Here is a 12,706-nt window from a genome sequence, read left to right on the forward strand (position 1 = left end):
GGCTATCCGGACGTCGCCCTCGAGATGATCGAGCACCGCACCTTCGACGGCCGCATCCAGCTGGTCGAGTACAAGCCGCGCGTGCTCGAGCACCCGCCGCTCGGTGCCCCTGCGTGACGTCGCCCCGCCCGGCTGTCCGGACCGCCGCCAGGACCACAGACCGCGGTCGACCGGCCTGGGACTCCCGCGTGGGTCCTGAGCGTGAGCCGGCAGGTGCAGCCGCTCCGCGGCACCTGAGCTCCGCCATCTCCTGTCACAGCGCCGCTTCGGACCCGGCAACTCCCTCGGCCTCGAGGCGTGTCCCCCAGTGGGCCGCTCCGGGACGGAGGCCGGTCTCGAGGACACCCTCGAGGGGCGGATTGCCCGTCGTCCCGGTGCTCGCCGACCGGGCCGTCACGCGCTCGTCCACCGAGCTCAGGTGTCCGGTCCCCACGCTCGAGGGTGCCGGGAGGGTGGTTGCACGAGACTGAGCGGTTGGACGGTGATGACGACCTGCTGGCAGAGCAGGCCGCCTACTACAGCGCGGCGGTGGACGAGTACGCCGTGGACGAGGACGCTGCGCGCGAGCTGGCCGAGGCACTGGAACGGTTCGGCCCGGCCGGTGACGTCCTGGAGCTCGCCTGCGGCCCCGGTGTCTGGACCGAGCAGCTGCTCCGTACCGCTGGGACCGTCACGGCCGTGGACGCCTCTCCGGAGATGCTGGCCCGCGCCCGGGCCCGCGTCGGCGCGGCGCGGGTCCGCTTCGTGCAGGCGGACCTCTTCGCGTGGAGGCCTCAGCACGAGTTCGACGTCGTCTTCTTCGGCTTCTGGCTCTCCCACGTTCCACTGCACCGGTTCGAGCAGTTCTGGGTGATGGTCCGCGACTGTCTGAGGCCCGGCGGGCGTGTGTTCTTCGTCGACGACAACGCCCGAACGCCCGCGGAGCTCGTCCACGGCGAGGAGTCCTCCGTCATCGAACGTCGTCTCAGGGACGGGACCGCGTACCGCGCCGTGAAGGTCCCCCACCAGCCCGCGGATCTCGAGGCACGCCTCCGAGACCTGGGCTGGGACGTCACGGTCAGGGCGGGCAGCGGCCCCTTCTACTGGGGCGCAGGCACAGCCGAGGAGCCCTGATGTGCATCCGGTGCGAGATCAACGACCTGGTGACCGACGGTGCCTGGGACCGGCTGGCCGGCCTGGTGGACGACCTGCGCCACGGCCGCCGGACCTACACCCCGGGGGAGGACCTGCACGTGCTCGACCCTGCCGAGGACGAGGGCGTGGTGATCCCGATCGTGCCGGACCGGGACCCACCTGAGATCGGCGACCTGTGGGAAGGTCCCGGCGGTCGGACGTTCCGCTGGGACGGGTCGGTGTGGGGCCCCTCCGAGCCGCCGCCGTGAGCGGGCCGCTCGGGGACAGCGGCCAGACTCACCGCGGGGGCGGCTTCAAGAACGCGTGCGGCCAGGGACTACCAGTCGCCGCTGGCGCTGCCGGGCGCTGGGCCATCGTCGCGGGCCGCTCCCGGCGAGTGCAGCGACGGGGGCGGCCGTCGAGGCTCTCGGACCCCCACCTCAGGGCCGTCGTCCACGATGCCGAGCCAGGCGACGACACCGTTGGAACCGGTGCGGCTGCCAGGGGTCGGCTCCTGCTCGGTGATGCGTGCGCGCGACGAGTCGATCCCACACACCTCGACCGAGTCATCGACGACGATGTTCAACGCGAGGTCTCGCTCGTAACAGACGAGCCTCGCGTCATCAGGCTTGAGTCCACGCAGGTCCGGTGCTGTGACCTCGTCCACGTGGGGATGGTCCTGCACCGAGCAACCCCCGGGAGCTGTTCCGGAGTGGGCCGTTCAGGGACACGTCCCTGACCCGGCTTCCCAGCGAAGGGTCGCTACGGCGCCTGCCGAGGAACCGTCAGGCGCTGAGCGGCAGCAGGCGGTGGCGGGATTCACAGGTCTCCCGAGCGGGTAGGACGGCTGCGCACAGAGGGGTCCGCCTGGCACGAGACCAGTGGCGATGGCCACCCCGCGTCGCCGGGATGCACATCCCGGCCGGGAGCGACATGGCCGGCGAGCGGATCACCCGGGACACCTGCGTGCCGGATGGGGGCCACCTGGCGGTCCCGGTGACCGAGTGGTCGTCGGTGTCCGCCGGTCGAGGTCCCCGGCCCGTGCACCCCGGCGCGGACGTGTGCCGGCGGCGGGAGGGACCGCCCAGTCGTCGCACTCCGAGCGGCCGACCGCCGTCGACGTCGCGGAGGCCCGGCGCGGGCACCGGGCGCCCGGTCCGGCGGGACGACCGCCGAGTGGTCCGATGACCGGGGAGGTGAGCCGGACGGACGGGCAGCTGAGCGCGGGCGTGACGTGGCACTACGACGCCCGGCGCGGCGTGCAGTACGTCCGACCCCTGCTGCGCGGCTGGCTGCACCTGCTGTGGTTCCTCGCATCGCTGGTCGCGGGGACGCTGCTCCAGGTCGCCGCCCAGGGGACCAGGCAGGTGGTCGGTGTCGCGGTCTACACCGGCTGCCTCAGCGGCCTGTTCGGCGTCAGCGCCCTCTACCACCGGGGTGTCTGGGGTCCGGTCGCCGGCCGCGTCCTGCAGCGGGCCGACCACGTGATGATCTTCCTGCTGATCGCCGGTACGGCCACTCCCGTGCTGCTGCTCGCCGCTGGCGGCAGCCACGGCCTGGTGCTCCTGGTCCTGCTGTGGTCGCTCACCGCGGTGGGGATCGGGGTCCGCCTGGCCCACATGGACGCACCCGAGTGGCTCGTCGGCGGGGCGTTCATCGGGCTGGGAGTGGTCAACGCGCTCGCCCTGCCCGCCCTGTGGACCGACGGCGGTGTCGCCGCCGCGGTGCTCGTCGTCGTCGGCGGGCTGCTCTACATCGCAGGAGCCGTCGCCTACCACCGCCGCCGACCCGACCCGTTCCCGACGGTGTTCGGCTACCACGAGGTCTTCCACGCCTTCGTCTGCGCCGCCGCCACCTGCCACTTCGTGGCCATCGGGCTGCTCGTCGCGTGAGGCGGGTCGCTCCACCCCGGCGGCTCACCGGGTCCCGGCGCGGACGCCTGACAGCATGTGCCGGTGCGCGCCGTCGTCGTCGACTCGGTCCGGGCCCGGCCCCAGGTGCGGGAGGTGCCCGAGCCCACCGCCCCGCCCGGCGGGGTGGTGCTGCGGGTGACGGCCACGGGCGTGTGCCGCAGCGACTGGCACGCCTGGGCCGGACACGACGAGGTCGTGTTCCCGCACGTGCCGGGGCACGAGCTCGCCGGGGTGGTGGTCGAGGTCGGTGCCGGCGTCACCCGCTGGCGCCCCGGTGACCGGGTGACCGTCCCCTTCGTCTGCGGCTGCGGACGCTGCGAGTGGTGCCGGGCCGGGGAGGCCCAGGTCTGCCCGGACCAGCAGCAGCCGGGCTTCACCCACTGGGGGTCCTTCGCCGAGTACGTCGCCCTGCACGCGGCCGACACCAACCTGGTGCGCATCCCGGACGGGGTCGACCCCATCGCCGCGGCCGCGCTGGGGTGCCGGTTCGCCACGGCCTACCGCGCCCTGGTCGGTCGCGCGCGGGTCGGCGAGGGGGAGTGGGTCACCGTGGTGGGCGCGGGTGGCGTCGGCCTGAGCGCTGTGGCGATCGCCCGCTCGCTGGGGGCCCGGGTGGTGGCGGTGGACCGCAACCCCGAGGCCCTCGCCGTGGCCGCCGATCTCGGCGCGGAGCACACCGTGCACGCCGACGGTCGCGACGTCCCGGCGGCCGTCGTGGACCTGACCCGCGGCGGCAGCCACGTCGCCGTCGACGCCGTGGGGAGCGAGCAGACCTGCGCGGATTCGATCCTGAGCCTGCGCCGGCGGGGGCGGCACGTGCAGGTCGGGCTGCTGCCGCCGGTCGACGGTCACCCGCGGGTCCCGATGGCGCGGGCGATCGGCTGGGAACTGGACCTGCTGGGCAGCCACGGGATGGCCGCGGCCGACTACCCGCCGATGATGGCGCTCGTGGAGCGCGGTTCGCTGCAGCCGCAGCGGCTGGTCGAACGCACCATCGGCCTGGAGGAGGCCGCCGCCCTGCTGCCCGTGTTCGACCGGGCGGCGGTCGCCGGCATGACCGTGGTCGACCCCGCCCGCTGACGCGGGCCGGGAGCCCGGGCACGACGACACGGCGGCCGGGTACGTTGCTGACGGAGCCGCGCCGGCGGCTCCGGACGGGTCGTGCAGCCGGCCTGGCGGATCACGGGCCACCCGCCAGGGCGGCCCGTCCCGGGGTCGCGACCCCTCGTCGACCAGCCGGGCCCGACGGAGCGGACCGCGATGAGCACCGACCACGACCAGCCGCCGCCCGGACCCGGGGACGTCCACGACGCCTTCGCCGAACTCGGCCGGATGTCCTTCGACGACAGCTCCCTGGACGGGATGCTGCGGAAGGTCGCCGACCTCGCCAAGCGCGTGACACCCGGCGTCGAGGAGGCCTCGATCAGCCTGGTGGTCAACGACCGGGCCACCACCGCGGCCTACACCGGCAAGCTGGCGATCGACCTCGACGAGTCCCAGTACGGTCGCGGCTACGGCCCCTGCCTGGAGGCGGCGGTCGGTGAGGAGATCCGGGAGATCACCGACGCCCGCGAGGAGACGCGCTGGCCCGACTACGCCCGGGTGTGCGTCGAGCGCGGCTCGCTGAGCTCCCTGTCCGTCCCGGTACCGGTACGGGAAGCCGTGCACGGTGCGCTGAACCTCTACGCGGTCGAGGCCGACGCCTTCGACGACGAGGCCAGGGACGTCGCCCGGGCCTTCGCCTCCTACGTCGCCGTGGCGGTGCACAACATGCACCTCTACGAGAGCACCCGGGACCTCGCCGAGAACCTGGACCGGGCCATGCAGACGCGGGCGGTGATCGAACAGGCCAAGGGCATCCTGATGGGCCAGCGCCGCTGCGACGCGGCAGCGGCCTTCCACCTGCTCGCGGCCGCCTCGCAGCGGTCCAACCGCAAGGTCCGCGACATCGCCCAGGACATCGTCGACGGCGTCAGCCGCCCCTGAGACAGCTCGCAGCGGCGGCGCCGGCGACGTCCTCCGCGTGCGGACGACCGGACGTGGGTGTTCGCGCGAGTCCGTTCCGGTCGGCCGCCGCACGTGCCACAGTTCGGGGGTGGATGAGAACAGTCCCCGTCCCGGGCAGGGGCCGGGAACGCAGCGTCCCGAGACACCCGAGACCGCCGGACGGAACCACCGTGGGCGGCCGTCCTCGCAGGCCACCGGGGAGGCCGTGCGGGCGGACCTCTCCCAGGTGCTGGCCGACCTCGCGCGGGAGATGCAGCGCCACACCGACGCCAGCTCGGTGATGCAGGTCATCGTCGCCGCCGTGCGGGGGACGATCCCGGGGGCCGACGAGGCCAGCATCAGCCTGGTGCAGTCCCGGCGGCGGGTGGTGTCGGCCGCGGTCACCGGTGAGCTCGCGCGACGCCTCGACGACCTGCAGCAGGAGACACACCAGGGTCCGTGCCTGGACGCCATGTACGAGCAGCGGACCGTGCGCGTCGACGACCTGGCCACCGACCCTCGCTGGCCGGAGCTGACCCGGAGGGCCGTGGCGCAGCTGGGCGTGCGCAGCATGCTGTGCTTCCAGCTGTTCGTGCACGAGAACGACCTCGGGGCGCTGAACCTGCTGGCTCGCCGGCCGGCGGCCTTCACCGACGAGTCCGAGCGCATCGGCCTGCTCTTCGCTGCCCACGCCGCCATCGCGGTCGCCGACGCCCAGGACCTCGACCACATCGCCACGGCCCTGGGGAGCCGGGACCTGATCGGCCAGGCCAAGGGCATCCTGATGGAGCGGTACAAGATCACCGCCGAGGTGGCGTTCGCCCTGCTGGCGAAGACGAGTCAGGACACGAACCAGAAGCTGCACGTGGTCGCCGAGGAGCTCACCCGGACCGGCGCCCTCGGCCGCTGAGGCCGCGTCCGGGACTCGGCCGGGACGCGCAGCCGACCCGTCGCGGCCCGAGCGGGCCTACCGGAGCGCGGCCAGGGACGGGCAGCCGACGTCCCACAGGGCCTCGTTCAACGCCTGGGCCAGGACGTTGTGCTCGGAGTCCGACCAGCGCCCCGCACCGCTGAGGTAGTCGGCCAGCTCGGCGCGGGAACGGTTGCCGCCGCAGCTGACGTAGTCCCACCACAGGGCGGTCACGGGCAGGCGCCCCATCCGCCAGGCGATGACGGTCAACGGGGGCGCAGCGTCGGTGGTCACGGGGATCCCTCTCGCGACGGACGTCGCGGGTCCTGGCTGCTCGCCACGCCACGGCCTCCGGTCTGACGTACCGGGGGGTGACCTCGGCCGCGGGACCCCGATCGAGGGTCCGCCTCGCGGATGCGTCGCTGTTGGGCGCACTGTCGACGCACGTCCGCGTCGCCGCTGGGCGCCACGTTACGCGCACCGTGGCGGGCGCGCCGGGTCTCAGGCGGTGGCGCTGTCCTCCCCGTGACGGGTTGCCGGCCGCGGTGAGGTGGGTGGCGCCTCCTCCGCCTGCGGCCGCGTGGTCCCGCTCGCGCCGTCGAGGTCCAGCAGCCTGGCGATGGCGGCGCGGAGATCCGCGGCCGGCGCGGGAGCGCGGGGCGCGTCGGGGAGTGGGGTGACCAGCGGGACCCGCGCCGCGCGGTACACCTCCTCGAGCCGCTCGTTGACGGCGACGGCGAGCACGTTCTGGTCGAAGTCGGCCAGCGGCAGCAGCCCGTTGAGGTAGGCGTCGAGGTCGAACAGGTCGCCGTTGCCGCCGAGGGCGATGTAGCGCAGCCACAACTCGCGGACGGTCATCTCCGCGCGCAGCCGCGCGGCCTCCACCCGCTCGTGCCGGTCCTGGTCCGTCACCTCGGCCGCCCGTCGACTCAGGACGTCGGCGGTTCGCCGACGCCGCGGGGGAGCGCGGCGAGGAGGTCCCGGGCGATGTCGTGCACCGGACGGCCGGTGCCGTCGGCGGCGGCGGCCAGCCGGGCGAAGGCGACCTCCCGGTCCGGCGCGCCGCGGGCCAGCAGCACGCCGATGGCCTGGCTGACCACGTCCCGGCCGGCCAGGGCGTCGGTCAGCCGGCGGCCGAGCTCCCGGGCGCCGGACAGGTCCCGGGTGGCGGCCAGCAGGATGGCCGCCTGCCGGGCGAACAGCGTCATCACCTGTTCGTCGTGCTCGTCGAACCGGCCCGGCTGCAGCCCGTACAGCTTGATCGCGCCGATCGACGTCCCGTCGGTGACCAGCGGGGCGCTCAACGCCGACCGGACGCCCAGCCGGGTGGCCTGCTCGCTCCACGCCGGCCAGCGCCGGTCGCCGGCGACGTCGTCGATGCGCACGAGCTGCCCGGTGCGCCAGGCGGTCAGGCACGGGCCCTCGTCGAGGGAGTACTGCAGGGCGTCGGCCTGCGTGGCCAGCTCGCTCGTCGCGGCCATCGTGCGGGTGCCGTGCTCGTCGACGACGGTGACCGCCGCCCCGTCGGTGCCCGGCGCGGTCGCCGACGCCAGCGCGGTGACCAGCTCCACCGCCGACCGGACCGTCTCCTGCGACAGCACCAGGCCGGCCATCTGCACCAGCGTGGCCGCCAGCCGCTCCGGACCCTCCGAGCCCCTCGGCCCGTCCGGCCCCGTGACCGCGTCAGGCCCGACCGGAGGCATGCCGCCCTCCTGGGAGCGCTCCGGTGCGGGGAGGACGCGCCGGGCGGGCCGCGGACCCCTCCGGAGCTGCCCCACGCGCAGCGGGGGCCCGGCCCGTCCGGCGGTCGGCCGGCGCCGGGGCGGTCCGCGCGACCGGCGTCAGCACGTCGCCCAGCCCGGCCAGCCTCAGCAGCCCTCGCACGAACGGACGCGCACCGACCACGACCACCGTGGCACCGGCGTCCGCGGCGGCACGCCGGACGTCGGCCAGGGCCCGCAGCCCGGAGGCGTCGCAGAAGGTCAGCCCGGTCACGTCCACGACCCAGGCCGGCGCGGCGGCGGCGGCCAGCGCCGGACACGCCGCGGTCAGGTGCCCGCAGGTCGCCCGGTCCAGCTCACCGGTCAGCACGACCCGCCGGGTCGGGAGGTCGAGGGTCACCAGCAGCCCGGCCACGGCCGGTTCCGGTGAGGAGAGGGAGGTCGTCGTCACGGCACGTCCTGGACTCGGATGCGCGCCACGGCAGCCGGCCCCGATCGCCGGGCTCACGACGGCTGAGCGCGCACGAATCGGGCCGGGTGTTTCGACCCGTCCGTCACGGTAGCCCGTCCCCGGCACCGGCGGCCACCGGCGGTCCGGGCCGGCCACCATCTCGACCACCGTGGGGCGGCCTCACGCCATGCCGGACGCCGCCAGCGGGTCGTAGCCGGGCCGGCGGAGGAGGTCGTGCAGTTGGCGACGCCGGACCCCGGTGTTGCTGCCCTCGATGATCGGGTAGGCCAGCGCGTCGGCGAGGAGGTCCATGAGCGGGAAGCTGCGGTCGTACGCCGAGACGCCGACGATCTTGACCAGGTCGTTGACGACCGCGACGCCGGTCTCGGAACCGAGGACCTTGGCGTGCAGTGCCAGCTCCAGCGCGGAGGGGTGCTGCGACATCACGGCGTCCAGCGCCCGCCAGCTCAGCAGGCGCACCGCCTCGATCCGGCCCTTGGCGTCGGCGAGCACGTCGGCGACGGCCTGGTGCTCGATGATCGGGACCGCGCCGCCCCGCTTCTCGGTGAGGGCGAAGCGATGGGCGACGTCGAAGGCCGCGCGCATGGCCGCGACCGCGAACGTGCCGATCGAGGCGCCACTGCCGAGGAACGCGCTCCGGGTCAGTGCGACCCCCTGCCCCTCGGCGCCGATGAGGTTGCCGCGCGGGACCCGCACGTCGTGCAGCCTGATCCGGGAGGTCAGGCAGCCGCGCAGGCCCACCAGGTCGTAGTGCTCCTCCACCTCGATCCGGCCGGCCAGCTGGGCCCGCTCGGCGACGACGAGGGAGATGCCGCCCGGGGTGCGGCAGACGATGGTCATCACGTCGGGGCCGTCGCCGTCCCACCCGGACAGGTGCGACGCCCATGCCTTGCGCCCGTTGACCACCCACTCGTCGCCGTCGAGCACGGCGGTGGTGCGGGTGCCCTCGGCGGGTGCGGGAGCGTCGAAGTTCGCACTCCCTCCCGGCTCGCTGTAGGCCATCGCGGCGACGGGCGCACCGTGGTCGACGAGGAAGGGTGCGACGAACCGCTCGATCTGCTCCGGGGTCCCCGCCTCGTACACCGGTGCCAGGGCGATCAGCGGGCCGGCCATCGAGATGACGAAGTCCGGGCTGTGGGTGGCCCACTCCTCGATGAAGATCGCCGCGTCCACCCCGCTGGAGGCCGCACCTCCGAACGGCACCGGGACCAGGCCCTTGAGGAAGCCGGCGGTGACCGCCTTCTCGAAGACCGGTCGGGCGAGCATGGCCCGGGTGAGCGGATCCGGCTCCGCCCGCACGGCGGCGGCGAGGTCGCGCAGGTGCTCCTCGGCGAACCGGCGGGCGACCGCCTTGAGCTGCTCCTGCTCGGGCGTGAGGGTGAACGACACGGTCATCGCGGTGCTCCTCGCTGGCGGACCCGGCGGTGCCCGGGGCACCGGCCAGGGTCGCCCCGCTCGCCCGGGCCGTCCTGGCTCCGGGTGCACGGATCCCGTGCAGTTCGTGCACCCCGCGGGGCGTGGCCGGGACGCCGTCGGCCCGCCTCCCGACCGGCCGTTCAGCGCGTGGTGGCGTGCGACGTGCGCGGGCCGGTCGTGGCCGACCGGCGCACGTCCCGGGGACTGGCGCCGAAGCGGCGGCGGAAGGCGCGGCTGAACGAGGTGGGGTCGTCGAAGCCGTGCGCCGCGGCGATGTCGGTGACCGTCCGGGAGAGCCCCGGATCGGCGAGCAGGTCGGCGCAGCGGTCGAGGCGGTGGGCGCGCACCGTGGCGGCGAAGGAGTCCCCGGATCCGGCGAAGACGTTGTGCAGGGTCCGGGGGGAGATGCCGAAGCGCCGGCAGACGGTGGTCACCGACAGGGAGCGGTCGGTCAGGTGGTCCCGCACGTGCTGCCCCACGGCAGCCCGCAGGGCGGTGCGGTCGATGGCGCCGGCGCGCACCGCGGGAGCTGCCGTCGCCGCGGCGACCGCCGACGCCAGGGCCTGCTCCAGGTCCCGCAGGGCGGTCCGATCGCCGGCCTCGCCCACCTGCCAGAGCGCCGTCATGAGGGCGGTGACCGCCCCGCCGGCGCCCGTGCCGTCCAGGCCCACCCCCGTCCGCGGCCGCCGGCCGGCCAGCCGTGACCGCAGCTGCTGGTGCGGGATCCGGAACGACAGCATCTGCCACTCGGTGTCGAAGTCGAAGTGGTACGGCTCGGTGGTGTCCACGACGACGAACTGCCCGGGCTCGACGACCGACTCCTCGCCGCCCTGGAGGGTGTGGCACCGCCCGGCGAGCTGGAGGTTCACGAAGTAGAACTCACCCTCGGTGGCCGCGACCTCGCGCGGGCCGTGGTCGGTGGCCTGCGGCTGGGAGAAGATCCGCGCCCGGTTGACCTCGACCAGGGGCCGGGTCTCGACCTTCGCGGCGAACCCCGGACCGCTCGTCTCGCGGCGCGGGGTCAGCGGGACGAACGCCCGGCAGATGACCTCGTGCCAGTAGTCGAACTGGTCCCGCTCCGGCAGGTGTGTGACGTCCCAGACCGCCACTGGCCGTCCCTCCCACGTGACGTGCGCTGGCTGTGCAGCCCGGCGGAGGCCGGGGCAACGGTCGTGATCCTCCCGCCGGCGGCGGGTGGGGGGAAGGGTCGGCCGCGCCGGGGCACGAGCGACTCGAGGTCCTCGAGCCTCGACAGTCGGACACCGCTCGCGGACGGGGAGCGCTCGACGTCCCCCACGTCGCGCGTGGTGGACTCGGCGCGGCGCCGCTGGGGCGTCGTCCGTCGGCGGTGCGGAGGTGGCGGCGTGCCGGTGCGTCCGCTGGGGCTCGTCCTGCTCGTGGCGCTCGCCTCCGCCGTCGCGCAGGCCTTCGGCCGGTTCTCCTACGCCCTGCTCCTGCCGGCGATCAACCGCGACCTGCTCGGGTCCTACGCGCTCGCCGGGCTGGTCGCCACGGCCAACGTCACCGCCTACCTGCTCGGCACCGTGGCGGTCAGCGCGCTGTCGCGCCGCGCGCGGCCGGCGGCGCTCATCAAGGCCGGGCTGGCCTGCAGCGCGCTGGGGTTGGCGCTGCTCACCCGGGCCGAGGGCGCCGGGACCCTGGCGGCGGGGCTCACGCTGACCGGCGTGGGCGGCGCCTTCATCTGGGTGCCGGCGCCCGGCCTGGCCGGCTCCGTCGTCCGGCCCGCCCGCCGCGGAGCGGCGATCGGCGTCGCCGGCTCGGGCATCGGCGGCGGCATCGTCCTCGCCAGCGCCCTCACCTGGTCCCTGCAGGCCGCCGGCGGGGACGCCTCCTGGCGCACGGTGTACCTGGTGGAGACGGCGATCGCCGTCCTCGCCCTCGTGCTGTGCCTGCTGCTGCTCCGCCCGGCCCGGCACCGTGACGACGACGTCCCCGTCCGTGCCGGCGCGCTGCGGCGGGTCCCCGGGTGGATCGGCCTGACCGGCGGGTACGCCGCCTACGGCCTGGCCTACTCCGTCTACACCAGCTACCTGGTCACCGCGCTGGAGGACGACGCCGGCTTCTCGCCCGGCCACGCCTCGGCGGTGTACACCCTCGTCGGCGTCGGGCTGGTCGCCGGCGGGGTCGTCCTGGGGCCGCTGTCGGACCGGTGGGGGCGCGGTCCCACGCTGGTCGGCGGCTACCTCCTCATGGCCGCGGCGATCCTGCTCGTGCCCCTGGGCGCGGAACCCCTCGCCTCGGCGTCGGCGCTGCTGTTCGGGCTGACGATGTCCGGGCTGCCGGCCGTCATCGCCGCCCGCCTGTCGGACTCCCTGACCCCGCGGGAGTTCGCGGGCGCCTTCGGCCGCTGCACCCTGGCCTTCGGCCTGGCGCAGCTCGCCGGCCCGCCGCTCGGTGGCTGGCTCGCCGAGACGACGGGTGGTTTCCTCGTCCCGTTCCTGCTCGCCGGTCTCGTGGCGGGCGCCGGCGCGGCGCTGAGCCTCGACGTCGTGCGCAGCTCGCGGGTCGGCGCCCTCCCGTGAGCGGCAGCCCCGGCCGCTCGTCGGTGGCACCCGGGGACACCGACCGGGGTGGCCGGGGACACCTACGCGCGTCGGACCGCGTAGCGCAGCAGGACGACACCGTTGCCGAAGGGCCGGGTCTCCACCAGCTCCAGGTCGGTCGGGTGGTCAGCGGTCTCGAACAGCCGCCGGCCGCGGCCGACGACGACCGGGTTGACGTAGAGCCGGTACTCGTCGACGAGGTCCAGCCGGCGGAAGGTCTCGACCAGGTCGACCCCGCCGAGCGTCATGTCCCCGCCGGGCTGCTGCTTGAGTGCGCGGATCTCCTCGGGGTCCACCGCTGACCGCAGTGAGGCGTTGGGGCCGACCTCCTGCAGCGTGCGGGAGAAGACGATCTTCGGCACCGCTCGCCAGATGCCGGCGAACTCCCGCATGGTCGGCGGGTTGTCCGGGTCCTGGTCGGCGGTCGGCCAGAACGCCTCCATCAGCTCGTAGGTGACCCGGCCCTCGAGGAAGGCGCTCATGGTCGCGAGGTGCTCGTTGAAGTGCGCGTGCAGGTCCTCGTCGACGCGGTGCCAGCTCAGGTCGGAGTCCGGCCCCTCGGAGTAGCCGTCCAGCGACAGCATCATCTGCACGACGATCTTCCGCATGCG

General features: G+C 74.8%; 15 protein-coding genes and 1 pseudogene. 8 read left to right on the forward strand and 8 right to left on the reverse strand.

What is annotated here, in order from left to right; all coding sequences use genetic code 11:
- The 3 genes and pseudogenes from ACI79O_RS08955 to ACI79O_RS08965 form a co-directional block, all read left to right on the forward strand.
- A pseudogene (locus ACI79O_RS08955) lies at positions 1–117 on the forward strand (dihydrofolate reductase family protein); the annotation flags it as partial.
- A 411-nt stretch (positions 118–528) separates the two neighbouring features.
- Positions 529–1,113: a class I SAM-dependent methyltransferase gene (locus tag ACI79O_RS08960; RefSeq protein ID WP_456887550.1), complete on the forward strand. Its 585-nt coding sequence runs from the start codon at positions 529–531 to the stop codon at positions 1,111–1,113.
- Entirely contained in the window at positions 1,113–1,382 is a 270-nt protein-coding gene (locus ACI79O_RS08965) for a hypothetical protein (RefSeq protein WP_456887549.1), read from the forward strand. Before ACI79O_RS08960 ends, ACI79O_RS08965 begins: the two co-directional genes overlap by 1 nt.
- Before the next feature lie 68 nt (positions 1,383–1,450).
- Here the strand turns inward: ACI79O_RS08965 and ACI79O_RS08970 are convergent, their stop codons facing one another.
- A complete protein-coding gene (locus ACI79O_RS08970) occupies positions 1,451–1,780 on the reverse strand; it encodes a hypothetical protein (RefSeq protein ID WP_456887548.1) in 330 nt (109 codons plus the stop codon).
- Positions 1,781–2,309: 529 nt separating this feature from the next.
- Between ACI79O_RS08970 and trhA the strand changes: the two genes are divergently transcribed.
- The 4 genes from trhA to ACI79O_RS08990 all read left to right on the forward strand — a co-directional run bounded on the left by trhA (position 2,310) and on the right by ACI79O_RS08990 (position 5,922).
- Positions 2,310–3,005, forward strand: coding sequence for a PAQR family membrane homeostasis protein TrhA (gene trhA, locus ACI79O_RS08975; RefSeq protein WP_456887547.1), 696 nt, complete (start codon positions 2,310–2,312; stop codon positions 3,003–3,005).
- A gap of 63 nt (positions 3,006–3,068) precedes the next feature.
- Positions 3,069–4,106 carry an alcohol dehydrogenase catalytic domain-containing protein gene (locus ACI79O_RS08980; RefSeq protein WP_456913924.1) on the forward strand — a complete coding sequence of 346 codons (1,038 nt, stop codon included), beginning with the start codon at positions 3,069–3,071 and terminating at the stop codon, positions 4,104–4,106.
- 180 nt (positions 4,107–4,286) lie between these two features.
- Complete coding sequence (locus ACI79O_RS08985) at positions 4,287–5,012, forward strand: GAF and ANTAR domain-containing protein (protein WP_456887545.1); 726 nt, start codon at positions 4,287–4,289, stop codon at positions 5,010–5,012.
- A gap of 226 nt (positions 5,013–5,238) precedes the next feature.
- On the forward strand, positions 5,239–5,922 hold the full coding sequence (locus tag ACI79O_RS08990) for an ANTAR domain-containing protein (RefSeq protein WP_456913925.1): 684 nt from the start codon (positions 5,239–5,241) through the stop codon (positions 5,920–5,922).
- 57 nt (positions 5,923–5,979) lie between these two features.
- On the opposite strand, the gene ACI79O_RS08995 is transcribed toward ACI79O_RS08990, so the two are convergent.
- The 6 genes from ACI79O_RS08995 to ACI79O_RS09020 form a co-directional block, all read right to left on the reverse strand.
- Positions 5,980–6,216, reverse strand: a complete 237-nt coding sequence (locus tag ACI79O_RS08995; protein WP_456887543.1) for a hypothetical protein — start codon at positions 6,214–6,216, stop codon at positions 5,980–5,982.
- Positions 6,217–6,423: 207 nt separating this feature from the next.
- A complete protein-coding gene (locus tag ACI79O_RS09000) occupies positions 6,424–6,834 on the reverse strand; it encodes a hypothetical protein (RefSeq protein ID WP_456887542.1) in 411 nt (136 codons plus the stop codon).
- 17 nt (positions 6,835–6,851) lie between these two features.
- Positions 6,852–7,625 carry a GAF domain-containing protein gene (locus tag ACI79O_RS09005; RefSeq protein ID WP_456887541.1) on the reverse strand — a complete coding sequence of 258 codons (774 nt, stop codon included), beginning with the start codon at positions 7,623–7,625 and terminating at the stop codon, positions 6,852–6,854.
- Positions 7,606–8,094, reverse strand: a complete 489-nt coding sequence (locus tag ACI79O_RS09010) for an STAS domain-containing protein (protein WP_456913926.1) — start codon at positions 8,092–8,094, stop codon at positions 7,606–7,608. The genes ACI79O_RS09005 and ACI79O_RS09010 overlap by 20 nt, the downstream gene beginning before the upstream one ends.
- A gap of 180 nt (positions 8,095–8,274) precedes the next feature.
- Entirely contained in the window at positions 8,275–9,510 is a 1,236-nt protein-coding gene (locus ACI79O_RS09015; protein ID WP_456913927.1) for an acyl-CoA dehydrogenase family protein, read from the reverse strand.
- A gap of 161 nt (positions 9,511–9,671) precedes the next feature.
- Positions 9,672–10,640 (reverse strand): AraC-like ligand-binding domain-containing protein, encoded by a 969-nt coding sequence (locus ACI79O_RS09020; RefSeq protein ID WP_456913928.1) that lies wholly within the window; start codon positions 10,638–10,640, stop codon positions 9,672–9,674.
- A 255-nt stretch (positions 10,641–10,895) separates the two neighbouring features.
- On the opposite strand from ACI79O_RS09020, the gene ACI79O_RS09025 reads away from it, so the two are divergent.
- Positions 10,896–12,074 carry an MFS transporter gene (locus tag ACI79O_RS09025; protein WP_456887537.1) on the forward strand — a complete coding sequence of 393 codons (1,179 nt, stop codon included), beginning with the start codon at positions 10,896–10,898 and terminating at the stop codon, positions 12,072–12,074.
- A 62-nt stretch (positions 12,075–12,136) separates the two neighbouring features.
- Here ACI79O_RS09025 and ACI79O_RS09030 read toward each other — a convergent pair whose 3' ends face one another.
- Entirely contained in the window at positions 12,137–12,703 is a 567-nt protein-coding gene (locus ACI79O_RS09030) for a dihydrofolate reductase family protein (protein WP_456887536.1), read from the reverse strand.
- Positions 12,704–12,706 lie beyond the last annotated feature (3 nt).

The organism is Geodermatophilus sp. SYSU D00696 (genome assembly GCF_054050235.1).

What these genes read in the sequence shown, in the direction of transcription:
- ACI79O_RS08965 (WP_456887549.1), top strand. Translation starts at nt 1,113, where the DNA reads ATGTGCATCCGGTGCGAGATCAACGACCTGGTGACCGACGGTGCCTGG.
- ACI79O_RS08985 (WP_456887545.1), top strand. Translation starts at nt 4,287, where the DNA reads ATGAGCACCGACCACGACCAGCCGCCGCCCGGACCCGGGGACGTCCAC.
- ACI79O_RS09005 (WP_456887541.1), bottom strand. Translation starts at nt 7,625, where the DNA reads ATGCCTCCGGTCGGGCCTGACGCGGTCACGGGGCCGGACGGGCCGAGG.
- ACI79O_RS09015 (WP_456913927.1), bottom strand. Translation starts at nt 9,510, where the DNA reads ATGACCGTGTCGTTCACCCTCACGCCCGAGCAGGAGCAGCTCAAGGCG.
- ACI79O_RS09030 (WP_456887536.1), bottom strand. Translation starts at nt 12,703, where the DNA reads ATGCGGAAGATCGTCGTGCAGATGATGCTGTCGCTGGACGGCTACTCC.